A 15,230-nucleotide genomic window follows, 5' to 3' on the forward strand; every position below is an offset into this window, starting at 1 on the left:
TAGCCCAACATTAACCCAGATAATCAGACCATGAAAAATTACAAACGCGAGTTTATTGAATTCGCCCTGCAATGCAACGCACTCAAATTCGGACAATTCACCCTAAAGTCTGGCCGAATTAGCCCTTACTTTTTTAACACCGGGCTATTTAACACGGGCTATCGTTTACGAAAATTAGGGCATTTCTATGCACATGCCTTGATAGACTCTGGCATGGATTACAATATTTTATATGGCCCCGCTTATAAAGGCATTCCACTTGTTTGCGCTGTGTCTATTGGCTTATCTGAGGTGTCAAATCAAGATATACCCTATGTTTTTAATCGTAAAGAAGTCAAAGACCACGGCGAAGGTGGCTTGTTAGTCGGCTCAGAACTGAAGGGTAACGCTATCATTGTTGATGATGTTATTAGTGCCGGCACCTCGGTTAGAGAGTCTGTCGATATTATTCGATCAGCTAATGCGACTGCATCCGGTGTTCTAATCGCGCTTAATCGGCAAGAAAAAGGTCGTGGCGACACCTCAGCAATCGACGATGTGGAAGAAAGCTATGGCTTTAAAGTCGCTTCTATTATTGGCTTAGCAGACATTATCGATTACCTCAAAGAATCAGCTGAACCTGAGCATTTAAACAGTATTCTTAAGTATCAGGAAACTTACGGGACTGGCTAGCCCCCACCACGAAGAAACTTAAGCAAAAACACGTCCATAAACTGCGCTTGCTTTTCATCATCCATCGTTGAAAAATCAAAGCTCACGGGCAACATTGGTAGGCGCGTAGAGGATACTTTATGCGTACCCTCATGACCTAAGCTAAGACGCGCCTGTTGATCAGCCACTGTAAAGATAATGAGGTTTTCATCGCGTTTATAAACCAACTTATTTTGGTTCTCGAGCAATGAAAGAAACTCTTTGCGCGAGAACCCCATGTCTAATGTAAATTGTTTTTTTTTAAATAGTTTCATTATTCAGCCCCACTTGTTGTCAACTCAAAGAACACTGGCTTTGCTGTTCAGGTTGCAACTTTTCGATTCATCACACGTTCCTTTAAAGCTAAAATCAAGCATAAAAAAAGCGAGACTTTTGTCTCGCCCTTTCTATTAGCACTTTGATCAGCTAATGGATATCAAACGCCGATGAATGCCATTTATCTTATAACGTCAGTCGTTATTTTGCTGGCATCGCTTTCGCCGCATAACCTTTCATTTTGTCATACCCAGTCCAATTCGCATCTTGATAAGTAATAGCATCCGTTGGGCATGCTTTTGCACACTCTGGGTCACCGCCACATAAATCACATTTAATCACTTTGCCACTGTCTGCATTATAGTTAACCGTTCCGAATGGGCAGGCAATCGTACAAACTTTACAGCCAACACATAAATCATTAACAATTTCTTTTGCGCCTGTTTCTTTATTCAACTGAATCGCTTCAACAGGACAAGCATGCATACACCACGCTTCATCACATTGGGTACACGTGTAAGGTACAAAAATACCTTCTTCATGAAATGGGAAGATTTTAATTCTGGATTTTGCTGGGTTAAAAACACCCTCGCCTTCATAAGAACAAGCCATTTCACACTGCAAACAACCCGTACATTTATTTGCGTCAATAACTAATGACATCTGCATAACACCCTCCTGTGGGTTCTATTTACTTTTAATAACATTAACAAAAAATTTATACCGTAAAGACATAAGGCCTAATTTGATTGGTAAAACTTACCTCTTTGCCACACTCACACTTAACCGCCCGTAACACTCATATGTCGAAAAATAACAGGTTGTTCTGTCATATCAAAATCATGCCCTTTAGGCTTTATGTCCATTGACTCTATAAGCGCTTCTTTGACCTTATTTAAATCTGTTGGGTTCGCTCTTAGTACCTGCTTTAAATCCATTGAGTGCTCTTGCCCCAGACACAATAACAACAAGCCCGATGCTGTAACACGCACTCTATTGCAAGTATCACAAAAGTTATGGCTATGTGGAGAAATAAAACCTACCAAATTATCATAACCTTTTACGCCGTAATAACGTGCTGGACCACCCGTATTTTTTGTACTTGGTAGCAATTCAAATTGTTGTTCTATATCGCGCTTAATTTCATCACTAGAGTAATACGCCTCTTGTCTCGAGTGACTTTCTATGGCCCCTAAAGGCATTTCTTCAATAAAGCTGATATCGAGCCCCTCTTTCATTGCAAACTGAACTAAGCTGTTTACCTCATCGTGATTCCTATTTTTAAGAATCACCGCATTTAGTTTAATTTTTTCAAAGCCCGCTTTTTTAGCAGCTTGAATACCTTCTAAGACAGTATTAAGGTCACCCACTCGCGTTACTTTTTTGAATTTATCCGCATCAAGACTATCTAAGCTGATATTGATTCGTTTGACGCCAGCCTCTTTCAATGGGTGTGCTAATTTAGTTAATTGCGAACCATTTGTCGTAATAACTAATTCTTCCAAGCCCTCTAACTTAGCAACATCTGCCAGCATATTGACGATATCTTTTCGTACCAAAGGCTCACCCCCTGTTATACGAATTTTCGTCACGCCCATTTCTACAAAAGCCTTCGATAAACGAGTTATTTCCTCTAAGCTCAATACCTCTTCGCGCGGTAAAAACTCCATATCCTCGCTCATACAATACACACAGCGAAAATCACAACGGTCTGTCACAGAAATTCGCACATAGGTGACTTGTCGACCAAATTTGTCGATTAACTTATTTGTGTTTATTATTGGCGATACGGCATTCATACAATCTAAACTGCTTCTCCTAATTTTTCTTAAGAAACTCCCGCACTTCAAAAGGTTACGAGCTTCTTGAGAATTACTTTCAATTGAAAATTATTCTCATTTATAATTAATGACTTACAGCCACATTCGTACTTTGTACACCTTACCGCAGTTTAAATTTATAGGTCAATAAATTAGTTCATAAAGCTAACTCCAAACTAGGGCTTTTATATACCTCCCAAGGCCTATTTCATCATTCACTTCACCTTCACCGTAATTAAGATAAACTAGCTTCTATAACAATTATTACAACAGCCCCCCTTTACTATAGATGCGACTATCATTAAAAACATACCTCACCAGCTACGTACTGATTACTGCATTTATTTTATCTTATAGCGCTGTCGCCGATACAGGCACGCCGATAAAAATATCTGTCCTTAAGTTTGGTACTGTTAACTGGACATTAGAAACCATAAAGAAAAACCGACTTGATAAAAAAAATGGTTTTGAACTCATCATCCAGCCTTTAGCCAACACTCAAGCGGGCAAAATTGCACTGCAAGCAGGTGCCGCCGATATTATTGTCTCAGATTGGACATGGGTTGCGCGCCAACGCCAATTCTCATCTGATTATTTATTTGCCCCCTATTCATCCGCGGCAGGTTCTATTATGGTGCCTAATGACTCAGCTATTCATTCCATCAAGGATTTGAGCGGTAAGAGATTAGGGATCGCAGGAGGCGAGCTAGATAAAAACTGGCTGTTACTCCGAGCATTAGCATTAAAAAAAGGCATCGACCTTCAAACAGGCCTCGATACATTTTTTGGCGCCCCACCGCTGCTCAATAGCCTCATCAAACAAGGCCAGTTGGACGCCCTAATCAATTATTGGCACTATAGTACGCGTTTAAAAGCAGATGCTTATCGTGAAATTATTAATACGCATGAGATTATTCAGCAACTCGGTATCAACAAAACCGTTCCCATCCTTGGCTACGTTTTTAGTGAAAAATGGGCACGAGAGCAGTCAATCAGCCTCAATAATTTTCTCACCGCTAGCCATGATGCCACTCAGCTCTTATGTACTTCCGATAAACACTGGAAAGCCATCTTGCCGCTAACCAAAACACACAACACACTGACTCAACAACTGTTACGCAAGAGTTATTGCGAAGGACAAATTAAAAAATTTTCAGCTGAAGAGAAACAAGCCATTGCTGATATTTACTCTATATTAGCCGATATTGGAGGTGAAAAACTTGTCGGGACAGTCAAGCAATTTGACCCTAATTTATTTTGGAATAGCGGCCATTAATTAATCAACCTCATGATGCTACGCTCCTCATTCTTAAACTCGGTGTTATCATTAGGGCTGCTGATATTAATTTGGCAACTTGCCGCGGTCACATTTAACAGCCCCGTCTTACCCTCACCTTTACTGGTTTATAAGACACTGGCACATGCTATTCAAACCCATGAATTACCACATCACCTTGGCGTAACTTTATATCGGTTAATAATTAGTTTTTTTCTGGCCATGCTTATAGGAACCGCCATTGGGATTCTTTTAGGGCGGCACAATTCACTCAATCAATTTTTTGATAGTTGGCTAATCATTCTGCTAAATATCCCTGCTTTGGTGACTATTATCTTGTGTTACATTTGGTTTGGTTTGGTTGAAACAGCTGCTATTTTCGCTGTCGTTATCAACAAGATTCCCAACGTTATCGTCACCATTAGAGAAGGCACTAAAAACCTAGATGAGCACCTTATGGAAATGACTAGGGCTTATCGATTTGGGCGCTACAAGACATTGCGTCATGTAATTCTCCCCCAGCTCTTTCCTTACATTATGGCTGCCGCCAGAACCGGGCTTGCTCTAATATGGAAAATAATTTTAGTCGTTGAAATGTTAGGCAGAAGCGATGGCATGGGTTATCAAATACACCTGTTTTTTCAACTTTTTGATATCCCCAGCATTATGGCTTATACCGTTTCTTTTATTATTGTTATTCAATTGATAGAAAGCATGATATTAAAACCCTTGGACAAAAAATCTCAACGCTGGAAATAACGTACGATGAGCTCTCTTACCGTCGATATAAAAAAGAAAAACTTTCCAAAAAGTGGGCTTAAGGAAACGTTCACTGTCATAGAAAACCTTTCTTTCGATATAACAAATAATGAGTTTGTCTGCCTTGTCGGCCCATCAGGCTGTGGCAAAACAACGCTGCTTAATATTATCGCGGGCCTTGATAGTGATTATGACGGTACTATTAATAGTCAAAGCAGCAAGCTTCGACCCAGTTACGTTTTCCAAACTCCCCGTTTATTACCATGGCGAACTGTCTTGGAAAACATTCAATTAGCAACCCAGCCCGATGCTTCTTTAGCCAGCATAATAAAAACTCTTCAATCCTTAAACTTAGGCGACCATCTACATAGCTACCCCCATCATTTATCACTGGGAATGCAACGACGGGTTTCACTTGCAAGAGCTTTTTGCTTACCAAGTAACTTGTTGTTAATGGATGAGCCTTTCGTTTCGCTCGACCAGGCCAACGCGAACAAAGCCAGAGGGGCTTTATTAAACTTATGGCATGAAAAACCAAGGTCTATATTATTTGTTACCCATGATTTAAGCGAAGCGATAACACTAGCCGATCGCATTTTATTTTTATCCTCCCCCCCTAGTCATATTATCGCCGAGGTCAACATTAGCCTGACGAGAACTGAACGCACACCCAATCAAGTTAACGCATTTAAAGAGCATCTGAAAACCAGCCAACCAAACATTCGCCCATTTCTGTAAGTTAAACGCCTAAACTGGCTATAAAAAATATAACCTCTGTTTTCTTAAGATACTCATAAACAAAAAAAATCCGCTACCAAATTTGGCAGCGGATTTTTATAGCTATTAAACCATCCTCAAAAAGAGGACTTCTCACAAATGGTCAAGCAATTAGTTTCACTTTAAGCTGCTTTTTTAGCTGCTTTTTTTACAGTGTCTTTAACTTCTTGAGTTACTACTGAGTTGCTTTCTTGAACAAGCTTAATCACTTCTTCGTTATAAGCCTTAACCTCTTCAATCAATTCTTTACTATCAGCTTGTACTTTTTCAAAGCTACTTTGGGCCAGTTCAACCTGATCTTTAACAAAAGCACTTAGGCCTTCAAGATCTGTAATGGCAGTAGCCGCTTTAATGCGTGCTTCAGTGAGAGCAACATATTCTTTAGCTGCAGCTTGTTGTGCGGCAATAGCTTTTTCGAACTGTGCTTTATTTAATTCAACTAATTTTTTAGCAGGAGCGAATAAAGTTTCTAGATTATTTAACATGTCATATCCTTTTATTTGTTTTAAGGTATAAGCAATAACTTCTTCTTTGCTGAGTTGGATTATACAGTGTTTTTATTGCGGTGCAACACTTATCTAACTATCGCATTTTGCACGCACTGTCAACACCCCTTGAACCACTAGTGGTATTAGTCCCCTTACTAAATATTTATATTGCAGTCTTAAAAGAACATACGCTAACCTCTTTAGTTAACGTATCATTAACGACGACGATATCCATTTAATAGTCTCGATTATTCAGCGTAATGAATGGTAAAAAAGTCTTATTTAACCAAAAAGGAGCAGTGTTATGTTTATCGCAATGAACCGCTTTAAAGTAAGCCTTGGCAAAGAAAACGAGTTTGAAGAGGTTTGGCGTTCACGCGAATCTCGCTTAAATGAAGTCCCTGGTTTTAAAACATTTCACCTTTTACGTGGCCCAGCACTTGAGGATCACACCCTATTTGCCTCACATACAACATGGCAAGATAAAGCGGCTTTTGATGACTGGACTCACTCGGACGCGTTTAAACAAGTGCACGCTCAAGCCGGGCAAACAAAAGGTTTATATATTGGGCACCCTAACTTTGAAGGGTTTGAAGTCGTTTTATAGCTTAGGTGGTTTAGTTGTTTTTTTTGTTACATCAGTCTCGTCTTCCCGCTTGAACTCACCTTCGATGATATCCCCATCCAACGCGTCTTCACGGCTGCCTTGTTGAAACGGGCCATCTTGTTGGAAAGAGGCTTGGCCCATTAACGAGCTCTGCAGAATAGAGCGCGCAAAGCGATATCGTAACGACGGCACTAAACAAAGAAAACCAATAATGTCCGTCAAAAAGCCTGGTGTTAACAGCAAGGCTCCACTGACCAGCAACATAGCACCCTCGACCATCTCCACTGCTGGTATCTCAGCTCTAGACAGGCTTGCCTGTATGCGCTGTAGTGTTGCTAGGCCCTGCAATCTAAACAGGTAAGCACCTAATACCGCTGTCAGCAAAATCAACACAACGGTAGGAAACGCACCGATTATGCCTCCCACCTGAATAAGAAAATAAATTTCCACCACAGGGACAACAATTAAGAGTAACAAAAAAACAGAAAAGGGATTCATAGCCAACAGCTTACACAGGAACGATGCCTTTGTAAAAACTGGCATACAGATAAACAGCACAATAACAACATTAAAAAGAAAGATATCAGGAGCTCTTCAGGTCCTAATCTCTATGCAAAACAAAATCAGCTCCTTTGTATTACCGGTGGCGTTATAATGCCTACAAATAACAATGAACAACAAGCACCTGAGCAATGCTTGATATTTCAAGTTAGCATACTGACCCAATCAATTACTCAATGAAAACAAGAAATGTAATTATTTTATGTCTTCTCCTTTGCGCTGTATTTTCTACATCAATGGGGCTTGCAGCTGAGGCAGACCTTAATAAAAAAAATATTGCCGATACAATAGGTGATTTATTTGATCGATTCAGTACTTCCCCCTCTGATGCATTACTGGAACCAGATGATGCCTTTAAATTTTTTGCAGAGGTAAACGATCAACAACACATTATCTTAAATTGGCAAATTGCTGACGGTTATTACTTATATCAACAACAGGTTGAGGTAACAGTAATCACCCCTCAAGGCGTTCAGTTAGAAGCAATAAAATTCCCAAAAGGCAAGCGCAAAGTAGATGAGATATTTGGTGATACGGTGGTTTATTACCATGATCTACGACTCACCCAACGCTTAACCAATCCACTTGTTAAACCCACTAACGTAACGCTCAACATTCAATTTCAAGGCTGTGCTGATACTGGGGTTTGCTACCCGCCCATGAATAAAACGGTGAGCTTATCCCTGCAACCGACAAACCACCTAAATATTACCCAGCCGACAAAACCTACCCCTAGCAATATTTCGGAACAGGGCCGAATCGCCAAAGCCCTTGTGGACAATACCGTTTGGTTGACCGCTTTAACCTTCCTTGGGTTTGGTCTATTACTCTCATTGACGCCTTGTGTATTTCCCATGATCCCTATTCTGTCTGGCATTATTATCGGGCATGGCAAAAGCCTTACTACACGTAAAGCCTTTTATTTATCCTTTAGTTACGTGTTTGCCTCGGCAATAACGTATGCGCTTTTCGGCATATTAGCGGGCCTATTTGGTAGTAACTTACAAGCCACCTTTCAAAACCCTTGGATTCTCAGCATTTTTAGTGGGCTTTTTGTGTTACTCGCTTTATCGATGTTTGGCTTGTATCAAATACAGCTGCCTAATGCACTCCAAAGTAAACTATCTCAACTGTCACAACACCAAAAACACGGCTCCTTATGGGGCAGTGCAATCATGGGTATTTTATCGACACTTATTGTTGGCCCCTGTGTTGCTGCGCCACTCGCCGGGGTGTTGATTTATATAGGACAAACGGGCGATGCTGTATTAGGCGGCCTTGCACTATTCTCGTTAGGCCTCGGTATGGGCATTCCCTTACTAATTATCGGTGTTTCTGCGGGTAAATTATTACCTAAGGCCGGGCACTGGATGGAACCCATTAAGTACTTCTTTGGGGTGTTATTATTGGCTGTCGCTATCTGGCTTGTTGAGCGCATTTTACCGGCCAGCATCACACTCCTTTTGTGGGCAAGCTTATTTATTATTTGCGCGATTTACCTTAACGCACTGGATCGGTTACCAGAAAATTCTTCGGGTTGGCAAAAACTATCCAAAGGAGTCGGTGCTATTTTGATGATCTATGGTGTTATTTTAATGCTCGGTGCAGCCTCCGGCGGAAGCAACCCCTTAAAACCTTTAGCCAACTTTAGTCTTTCGCAAAAAAATAACACTCTACAGCATAGCCTGCCATTTAAGAGAATCCAAAATATTGACGACTTACAGGCTGCTTTACAGCTTGCCTCTCAAAACAAACAATTCGTCATGTTAGATTTTTATGCTGACTGGTGTGTTTCCTGTAAAGAAATGGAAGCCTTTACCTTTAGTGAACCATCTATCCAACAGGCTTTAAAAAACACCCAGCTGTTACAAGCAGATGTCACCAAAAATAATGAAGAAGATCGAGCATTATTAAATGCTTTCTCACTTATTGGGCCACCAGCCATTTTATTTTTTTCGCCTAACGGCACTGAAATAAAACAACATCGAGTCATCGGCTATATGGCAGCTGACGATTTTCTAAAACAACTACAAATACTGAAATAAATGAAGAAGAAGGCTCTATTTTCAATTGGTTTTATACTTATCTTCGCTACCGTTGCTATCACTTTGTTTAGCAAGAACCCTTTAACTATTAGCTCTAACGACACAACAGCTACTCAGCAGGCCCCAACCATGCGGCCAGAGTTTTCTTTTCCCGACCTTCAAGGCCAGTTACGAAACATTAAGGAATGGGACGGCAATTATATCGTGCTTAATTTCTGGGCAACTTGGTGCCCACCTTGTCGTGAAGAAATCCCTGAATTCATTGCCATGCAAAAAGAATATGGTGCAACCAACCTACAGTTCATTGGAGTTGCCATTGATAACACGGTCTCAGTTAACAAATTTGCTTTAGAAGTAGGCATCAACTACCCAAATTTAATTGCCGAAATACAGGGTCTGGATCTAGCAAGGCAATACGGCAACACCATGGGCGCCCTTCCTTTTTCTGTTATTATCAACCCTGAAGGCCGCATTATTACTCGTCAAGTAGGGCTTCTTGAACGATCCAAAATTCTTAAATCCATTCAGCTTTCAAAAGGCTAACTCCTGCTAACTTGCTTATATTTGTCTTTATCTTTCGCGAAATAACATTTTATATAGACTTTATCCAAAAGCTTTGGCAAAATCCCCCCTTATTGCAAGATGAAATTGCATAACCAATTATTTTTAAGTTAGTACATTATGGCAATTATTTCAGTCATCAACGGCCCAAACCTAAATATGCTAGGCACACGAGAACCTGGGATTTATGGTGCTCAAACTCTCGCAGATATAGAGCATTCCTTAACTCAGCTGGCCGAACAACACGGACACGAATTGCTTTTCTATCAAAGTAATGCAGAGCATGACCTTGTTAATAAAGTACAACAAAGTAAGCATGATAAGGTTGCTGTTATCTTATTAAACCCAGCGGCTTTTACGCATACAAGCGTTGCCTTGCGTGATGCCCTATTAGCAAGCGACACACCTTTTATTGAGCTTCACTTATCAAATGTTCATGCTCGCGAGTCATTTCGCCAACACTCTTATTTTTCAGATATTGCCAAAGGTGTTATCTGTGGCTTCGGCCCCGACAGTTATAAATTAGCGCTGCTTGCAGCTCTCCCATTAATACAAAAACCATCAAGAGATTAATTATGGATATAAGAAAAGTTAAAAAACTGATCGAACTCATCGAAGAGTCCGATATTGCAGAAATTGAAATTCACGAAGGTGAAGAGTCTGTACGTATCAATCGTTACTCTTCAACACAACCTGTTGCCGTAACACAAATGCCTGCACCTGCTGCCGCTCCAGCCGTTGCCAGCGCTGCGCCTCAAGCAGCTGCAAGCGACAATACTGAACAGCCGTCTGGACATGTTATTACTTCTCCAATGGTCGGCACGTTTTATGACGCACCTGCGCCAGGCTCGGCCCCTTTCGTCAAAATAGGTCAATCCGTTCAAAAAGGCGATACCTTGTGCATTATTGAAGCAATGAAAATCCTTAACCAAATTGAAGCGGACAAATCTGGTGTTATTGCATCAGTGTTGACTGAGAATGGCCACCCAGTCGAATTTGATCAGCCACTTTTCATCATCGAATAACCGCCCCTGAGACGAGAAAAATATGTTCGATAAAATTCTTATTGCCAACCGTGGTGAAATTGCTTTGCGTATTTTGCGTGCCTGTCGCGAAATGGGCATCCAAACAGTTGCCGTTCACTCCTCTGCCGACCGTGATTTAAAACACGTTCGTTTAGCAGATGAATCCGTTTGTATTGGCGGTCCTTCATCTACAGAAAGCTACCTAAACGTACCCGCCATTATTAGTGCTGCAGAAATTACCGATGCCCAAGCTATTCACCCCGGCTACGGCTTTTTGTCTGAAAATGCGGACTTTGCTGAACGCGTAGAACAAAGCGGCTTTACATTTATTGGCCCTCGCTCGGAAACAATTCGCCTAATGGGTGATAAAGTCTCAGCGATTGAGGCAATGATTAAGGCTGGCGTGCCTTGCGTTCCCGGTTCAGATGGCCCGTTAAACGATGACAAAGAACGAAATGTCAGATTAGCCCGTGATATTGGCTACCCCATTATCATTAAAGCTGCTGGCGGTGGTGGTGGCCGCGGGATGCGTGTGGTTCATACAGAAGCAGCCCTTTTGAATGCCATTTCACTGACCAAAACCGAGGCTAAAAACTTTTTTGGTAACGATATGGTGTATATGGAGAAATTCCTTGAAACGCCACGCCATATCGAATTCCAAGTGCTGGCCGACCAACACGGTAACGCCATTCACTTGGGAGAACGTGACTGCTCAACTCAGCGTAAGCACCAAAAAGTAATTGAAGAAGCGCCCGCAATTGGCATCAGCGAAGAGGTTCGCCAAGAAATTGGTACTCGCTGTGCGAAAGCCTGTACAGATATTGGCTACTATGGAGCAGGAACCTTTGAGTTCTTATATGAGAAAGGTGAATTTTATTTCATTGAAATGAATACACGGGTTCAAGTAGAACATCCAATTACAGAAATTGTCACTGGTGTCGATATTGTTGCTGAACAACTGAAAATTGCCGCTGGTCTACCACTTGGTTACACGCAAGATGATATTAAAATTTCAGGTCACGCTATTGAATGTCGTCTAAATGCTGAGCATTCTGAAACCTTTATGCCTTCACCAGGGAAAATTACACAGTTACATATCCCAGGCGGTCCTGGCATTCGCTTTGATAGCCATATCTATAACGGCTACACCGTGCCTCAATACTATGACTCGATGATCGGCAAACTGATCGCATCAGGCCCCTCTCGCGACTCTGCACTTGCTCGCACAAAAACAGCTCTTAACGAAACGGTTATTGATGGCATTCACACCAATATCCCGTTATTAAAGGACATTGTGGTCGACAAAGATTTTGCCTCAGGCGTCTATAATATTCATTACCTTGAAAAGAAACTGGGGATGTAATCGGCATGGCATGGCAACAATTGACCATTGCAACAACTCAAGAGTTAGCCGCAACGATTGAAGGCTTATTAGAAAACCTTGGCGCTCTGTCTGTGACCATCACAGACAGAGCCGACCAACCTATTTATGAGCCGCCATTAAATAGCACGCCTCTATGGCAACATGTCTCCATTACAGGTTTGTTTGACGAACAAGACGACCTTAAAAATATCGAGCAATTTTTTAACCAACAACTTGGCCATCAGGGCGAGTGGCAATTAACTATTGAGCGTCTAGAAGACCAAGTCTGGGAACGTGTTTGGCTTGAAAATTTCCAACCCATTAAATTTGGCGATAACTTTTGGGTTTGCTCTACCGAACATGACGTTGCAGATTCCAATGCAACCTTATTACGACTCGACCCTGGTCTAGCATTTGGCACCGGCACACACCCTACGACCGCCCTTTGTCTCGATTGGTTAGCCAAACATGATCTTACAAAAAGCAATATTATCGACTTTGGATGTGGCTCTGGCATACTCGCTATTGCAGGTCTTTTATTAGGTGCAAAAAGTGCTATTGGCATAGACATTGACCCTCAGGCACTTATCGCCACAACGAGCAATGCCGAACAAAACAATGTACTTGATAAAGTCAAAGTTTATGCCGCTGATCAATACCCTCGAAAACCCCAAGCCATTGTTATTGCGAATATTTTAGCTGAGCCGCTTATCTCACTATCAAGCGATATTTCAGCCTTAGTTAAACCCAAAGGCCATTTATTATTGTCTGGCATCCTTAGCGAACAAGTAACGCAAGTTATTAGCGCCTACCAACATGAATTCATCTTCTGCCCTGCCACCATTAGAGACAATTGGGCTTGCCTCCATGCCGTTAAAAAAACTTGAGCAATGCCTTATGCACTTTGTCCTTTTTGTTTTAGTACACTACATGTCACCCCTGAACAATTAGCAGTTAAGTCAGGCGTTATTCGCTGCGGCCATTGCCATAAAGTATTTAATGCACGGGAAAATGAACTCAGCGCCGATATTGAGCGAACTGTTCCCATTAAGCCCAATGAAGACATCACTCAGTCATCGACTGCTACCCAAGAGCACTCGTCTGAAGCTGATTCTCCTCCAATTATTGCGGCATGGGAGTCTACAAAAACCACCCATCACTATAAACTGCCATACGGTCTGCTTTCATTTGTATTAGTGTTAGTGCTTCTCACTCAAATTGCCTTCATTGAATCAACACGATTAACTCAAAACACACAATTACAACCCTTCTTCAAAAAACTCAATAACACCTTCGACTTATCAATTCCTAGCTACCAAAACCTGGATGAAATTCACATCATTGCACGCCAGCTTACGCCTCACCCAAAGCTAGATGAGCTGCTGTCTTTTCAACTCACAATCAAAAATTCCGCCTTAGCCGAACAACCCTATCCAAGCATAAAATTGCTACTAACATCGACTCTCGGTGAGCCAATAGCTCAAGGAGTTTTTACTAAAAATGATTACCTAGCAGACAGTGAAATCAATGATTATTTCGCACCTCAATCCCTAAGGAACATTACGCTTACCTTCCAAAAACCTAGCAAAACTGCCTTTGGTTTTGAAATATCCTTTCAACCTTAAGGTAAAATGCTTGCGATAAATCGCCGCTAAGGATTGACTCAAGATCAGACAATAGCGACACTAAACACCTGAGAGTGTCGCATAAAACTCTCAACTCAACCCCTTTAAGTTCTTATGAAAATTGGTCCGTATACATTAAGTAACAACTTAGTCTTATCCCCCATGGCTGGAATAACCGACAGACCTTTTCGTCAACTTTGTCGGGAATTAGGGGCTGGCTTAGCGGTGTCTGAAATGACTGCGTCAAACCCTGCTTTACGCAAACACCGACGAACCTTATTGAAACTCGATCATAATGGCGAGAACGAGCCTCGCTCGGTACAAATTGTTGGCACAAATCCCAAACAAATGGCTGAAGCGGCTCTCTTTAATCAAGCCAATGGCGCACAAATTATTGATATCAACATGGGCTGTCCTGCTAAAAAAGTATGTAATGTCGCTGCTGGTTCAGCCTTATTAAGAGACGAACCTTTGGTTGAAGAAATTTTAAAGTCTGTGGTTTCTGCCGTCCACATTCCGGTAACGCTAAAAATAAGAACCGGCTGGGATCCACTCAGTAAAAACGCCCCCACCATTGCTAAAATTGCCGAGCAAGCCGGCATACAGGCCCTTGCGATTCATGGTCGGACACGTGCTTGTAAATATGATGGAAACGCTGAATTTGACACCATTAAACTCGTTAAACAATCCATCAACATTCCGGTATTTGCCAATGGAGATATAACTACCCCTCAACGAGCACGTGACGTATTACATCACACCAATGCAGATGGTCTGTTAATAGGCCGTGGTGCCCAAGGGCGACCTTGGATTTTCAGAGAAATTGACCATTTCTTGAAAACAGGCGAGACCTTAGCGCCACCTGACTTTGAGGAAATAAGACAGGTTGTTATTCGCCATATTACGCAGCTACATCAATTTTATGGTGATATTATGGGCGTCAGGATTGCCAGAAAGCATATAGCTTGGTATTTTAAACACCTAGATACATCATTACTGCCTCTTGTTAAGAAAAGTTTTTCCATCCAAGAGCCTCAGCAACAACTAGATTTTATGGATAAAATTTTTCATGCCCTTACACAAACACAACACCAAGTAGCATGAGTTTAGATAAATCAAAACAACCTTTATGTCACCAAGTGACACAAGCACTCGAAAACTATTTTGCACAACTTGACGGTCAAGAAGTCGTTGACCTACACGCACTAGTCATCAGTGAAGTTGAAAAACCATTATTTGAAGCAGTGCTAAACCATACTAAGTCTAACCAGTCTAAAGCTGCGAAGATGCTTGGTTTAAGCCGTGGCACGCTGAGAAAGAAATTAGCCAGCTACAACTTGGATATTTAACCCTAGTT

19 protein-coding genes are annotated in these 15,230 nt (G+C 41.5%); 14 read left to right on the plus strand and 5 right to left on the minus strand.

The annotated features are described in order from the left end of the window. Nucleotides 1-30: 30 nt before the first annotated feature. Nucleotides 31-672 carry an orotate phosphoribosyltransferase gene (pyrE, locus tag Q91_RS09325; RefSeq protein ID WP_015006643.1) on the plus strand — a complete coding sequence of 214 codons (642 nt, stop codon included), beginning with the start codon at nucleotides 31-33 and terminating at the stop codon, nucleotides 670-672. Here the strand turns inward: pyrE and Q91_RS09330 are convergent. The 3 genes from Q91_RS09330 to moaA form a co-directional block, all read right to left on the minus strand. Next, entirely contained in the window at nucleotides 669-965 is a 297-nt protein-coding gene (locus Q91_RS09330; protein WP_015006644.1) for a hypothetical protein, read from the minus strand. The two genes, pyrE and Q91_RS09330, sit on opposite strands and share 4 nt — an antisense overlap. Nucleotides 966-1,167: 202 nt before the next feature. Then, nucleotides 1,168-1,635, minus strand: a complete 468-nt coding sequence (locus Q91_RS09335) for a 4Fe-4S dicluster domain-containing protein (RefSeq protein ID WP_015006645.1) — start codon at nucleotides 1,633-1,635, stop codon at nucleotides 1,168-1,170. A gap of 113 nt (nucleotides 1,636-1,748) precedes the next feature. Continuing rightward, nucleotides 1,749-2,765: a GTP 3',8-cyclase MoaA gene (moaA, locus tag Q91_RS09340; protein ID WP_015006646.1), complete on the minus strand. Its 1,017-nt coding sequence runs from the start codon at nucleotides 2,763-2,765 to the stop codon at nucleotides 1,749-1,751. Nucleotides 2,766-3,075: 310 nt separating this feature from the next. On the opposite strand from moaA, the gene Q91_RS09345 reads away from it, so the two are divergent. Genes Q91_RS09345 through Q91_RS09355 form a run of 3 tightly spaced genes read left to right on the plus strand, consistent with a single transcriptional unit; the run spans nucleotide 3,076 to nucleotide 5,559 of the window. After that, nucleotides 3,076-4,062, plus strand: coding sequence for an ABC transporter substrate-binding protein (locus Q91_RS09345; protein ID WP_015006647.1), 987 nt, complete (start codon nucleotides 3,076-3,078; stop codon nucleotides 4,060-4,062). Between the two features lie 12 nt (nucleotides 4,063-4,074). Beyond that, nucleotides 4,075-4,821: an ABC transporter permease gene (locus tag Q91_RS09350; protein WP_015006648.1), complete on the plus strand. Its 747-nt coding sequence runs from the start codon at nucleotides 4,075-4,077 to the stop codon at nucleotides 4,819-4,821. A gap of 6 nt (nucleotides 4,822-4,827) precedes the next feature. After that, nucleotides 4,828-5,559 carry an ABC transporter ATP-binding protein gene (locus tag Q91_RS09355; protein ID WP_015006649.1) on the plus strand — a complete coding sequence of 244 codons (732 nt, stop codon included), beginning with the start codon at nucleotides 4,828-4,830 and terminating at the stop codon, nucleotides 5,557-5,559. Between the two features lie 161 nt (nucleotides 5,560-5,720). Here the strand turns inward: Q91_RS09355 and Q91_RS09360 are convergent, their stop codons facing one another. Then, nucleotides 5,721-6,083, minus strand: coding sequence for a phasin family protein (locus tag Q91_RS09360; protein WP_015006650.1), 363 nt, complete (start codon nucleotides 6,081-6,083; stop codon nucleotides 5,721-5,723). 307 nt (nucleotides 6,084-6,390) lie between these two features. Here Q91_RS09360 and Q91_RS09365 point away from each other — a divergent pair, with 307 nt between their 5' ends. Continuing rightward, a complete protein-coding gene (locus Q91_RS09365) occupies nucleotides 6,391-6,693 on the plus strand; it encodes an antibiotic biosynthesis monooxygenase (RefSeq protein ID WP_015006651.1) in 303 nt (100 codons plus the stop codon). Here the strand turns inward: Q91_RS09365 and Q91_RS09370 are convergent. Next, entirely contained in the window at nucleotides 6,688-7,191 is a 504-nt protein-coding gene (locus Q91_RS09370) for an FxsA family protein (protein ID WP_015006652.1), read from the minus strand. The genes Q91_RS09365 and Q91_RS09370 overlap by 6 nt on opposite strands. Before the next feature lie 239 nt (nucleotides 7,192-7,430). On the opposite strand from Q91_RS09370, the gene Q91_RS09375 reads away from it, so the two are divergent. The 9 genes from Q91_RS09375 (at nucleotide 7,431) to fis (ending at nucleotide 15,222) form a co-directional block, all read left to right on the plus strand. After that, nucleotides 7,431-9,299 (plus strand): protein-disulfide reductase DsbD, encoded by a 1,869-nt coding sequence (locus tag Q91_RS09375; RefSeq protein WP_083856995.1) that lies wholly within the window; start codon nucleotides 7,431-7,433, stop codon nucleotides 9,297-9,299. Next, nucleotides 9,300-9,842, plus strand: a complete 543-nt coding sequence (locus tag Q91_RS09380) for a TlpA family protein disulfide reductase (protein ID WP_016390554.1) — start codon at nucleotides 9,300-9,302, stop codon at nucleotides 9,840-9,842. A 138-nt stretch (nucleotides 9,843-9,980) separates the two neighbouring features. Next, nucleotides 9,981-10,433, plus strand: coding sequence for a type II 3-dehydroquinate dehydratase (gene aroQ / locus Q91_RS09385; RefSeq protein ID WP_015006655.1), 453 nt, complete (start codon nucleotides 9,981-9,983; stop codon nucleotides 10,431-10,433). A 2-nt stretch (nucleotides 10,434-10,435) separates the two neighbouring features. Beyond that, complete coding sequence (accB, locus tag Q91_RS09390) at nucleotides 10,436-10,885, plus strand: acetyl-CoA carboxylase biotin carboxyl carrier protein (protein ID WP_015006656.1); 450 nt, start codon at nucleotides 10,436-10,438, stop codon at nucleotides 10,883-10,885. 22 nt (nucleotides 10,886-10,907) lie between these two features. After that, on the plus strand, nucleotides 10,908-12,248 hold the full coding sequence (accC, locus tag Q91_RS09395; RefSeq protein ID WP_015006657.1) for an acetyl-CoA carboxylase biotin carboxylase subunit: 1,341 nt from the start codon (nucleotides 10,908-10,910) through the stop codon (nucleotides 12,246-12,248). Nucleotides 12,249-12,253: 5 nt separating this feature from the next. After that, nucleotides 12,254-13,135: a 50S ribosomal protein L11 methyltransferase gene (prmA, locus tag Q91_RS09400; RefSeq protein WP_015006658.1), complete on the plus strand. Its 882-nt coding sequence runs from the start codon at nucleotides 12,254-12,256 to the stop codon at nucleotides 13,133-13,135. Between the two features lie 3 nt (nucleotides 13,136-13,138). After that, nucleotides 13,139-13,873, plus strand: coding sequence for a zinc-ribbon and DUF3426 domain-containing protein (locus tag Q91_RS09405; RefSeq protein ID WP_015006659.1), 735 nt, complete (start codon nucleotides 13,139-13,141; stop codon nucleotides 13,871-13,873). Between the two features lie 114 nt (nucleotides 13,874-13,987). Then, nucleotides 13,988-14,977 carry a tRNA dihydrouridine synthase DusB gene (dusB, locus tag Q91_RS09410; RefSeq protein WP_026362656.1) on the plus strand — a complete coding sequence of 330 codons (990 nt, stop codon included), beginning with the start codon at nucleotides 13,988-13,990 and terminating at the stop codon, nucleotides 14,975-14,977. Beyond that, the gene (fis, locus tag Q91_RS09415) at nucleotides 14,974-15,222 is read left to right on the plus strand and encodes a DNA-binding transcriptional regulator Fis (RefSeq protein ID WP_015006661.1); all 249 of its coding nucleotides are present in this window, start codon (nucleotides 14,974-14,976) and stop codon (nucleotides 15,220-15,222) included. Before dusB ends, fis begins: the two co-directional genes overlap by 4 nt. Nucleotides 15,223-15,230 lie beyond the last annotated feature (8 nt).

Origin of the sequence: Cycloclasticus sp. P1 (assembly GCF_000299965.1) — a bacterium.
GTDB lineage: Bacteria > Pseudomonadota > Gammaproteobacteria > Methylococcales > Cycloclasticaceae > Cycloclasticus > Cycloclasticus pugetii.

Coding starts and splice junctions, on each gene's coding strand:
- moaA (WP_015006646.1), bottom strand. CDS start 2,765: ATGAATGCCGTATCGCCAATAATAAACACAAATAAGTTAATCGACAAA.
- prmA (WP_015006658.1), top strand. CDS start 12,254: ATGGCATGGCAACAATTGACCATTGCAACAACTCAAGAGTTAGCCGCA.
- aroQ (WP_015006655.1), top strand. CDS start 9,981: ATGGCAATTATTTCAGTCATCAACGGCCCAAACCTAAATATGCTAGGC.
- Q91_RS09360 (WP_015006650.1), bottom strand. CDS start 6,083: ATGTTAAATAATCTAGAAACTTTATTCGCTCCTGCTAAAAAATTAGTT.
- Q91_RS09350 (WP_015006648.1), top strand. CDS start 4,075: ATGATGCTACGCTCCTCATTCTTAAACTCGGTGTTATCATTAGGGCTG.
- Q91_RS09335 (WP_015006645.1), bottom strand. CDS start 1,635: ATGCAGATGTCATTAGTTATTGACGCAAATAAATGTACGGGTTGTTTG.
- accC (WP_015006657.1), top strand. CDS start 10,908: ATGTTCGATAAAATTCTTATTGCCAACCGTGGTGAAATTGCTTTGCGT.
- Q91_RS09375 (WP_083856995.1), top strand. CDS start 7,431: ATGAAAACAAGAAATGTAATTATTTTATGTCTTCTCCTTTGCGCTGTA.
- Q91_RS09330 (WP_015006644.1), bottom strand. CDS start 965: ATGAAACTATTTAAAAAAAAACAATTTACATTAGACATGGGGTTCTCG.
- Q91_RS09380 (WP_016390554.1), top strand. CDS start 9,300: ATGAAGAAGAAGGCTCTATTTTCAATTGGTTTTATACTTATCTTCGCT.
- pyrE (WP_015006643.1), top strand. CDS start 31: ATGAAAAATTACAAACGCGAGTTTATTGAATTCGCCCTGCAATGCAAC.
- Q91_RS09345 (WP_015006647.1), top strand. CDS start 3,076: ATGCGACTATCATTAAAAACATACCTCACCAGCTACGTACTGATTACT.
- Q91_RS09370 (WP_015006652.1), bottom strand. CDS start 7,191: ATGAATCCCTTTTCTGTTTTTTTGTTACTCTTAATTGTTGTCCCTGTG.
- dusB (WP_026362656.1), top strand. CDS start 13,988: ATGAAAATTGGTCCGTATACATTAAGTAACAACTTAGTCTTATCCCCC.
- fis (WP_015006661.1), top strand. CDS start 14,974: ATGAGTTTAGATAAATCAAAACAACCTTTATGTCACCAAGTGACACAA.
- accB (WP_015006656.1), top strand. CDS start 10,436: ATGGATATAAGAAAAGTTAAAAAACTGATCGAACTCATCGAAGAGTCC.
- Q91_RS09355 (WP_015006649.1), top strand. CDS start 4,828: ATGAGCTCTCTTACCGTCGATATAAAAAAGAAAAACTTTCCAAAAAGT.
- Q91_RS09405 (WP_015006659.1), top strand. CDS start 13,139: ATGCCTTATGCACTTTGTCCTTTTTGTTTTAGTACACTACATGTCACC.
- Q91_RS09365 (WP_015006651.1), top strand. CDS start 6,391: ATGTTTATCGCAATGAACCGCTTTAAAGTAAGCCTTGGCAAAGAAAAC.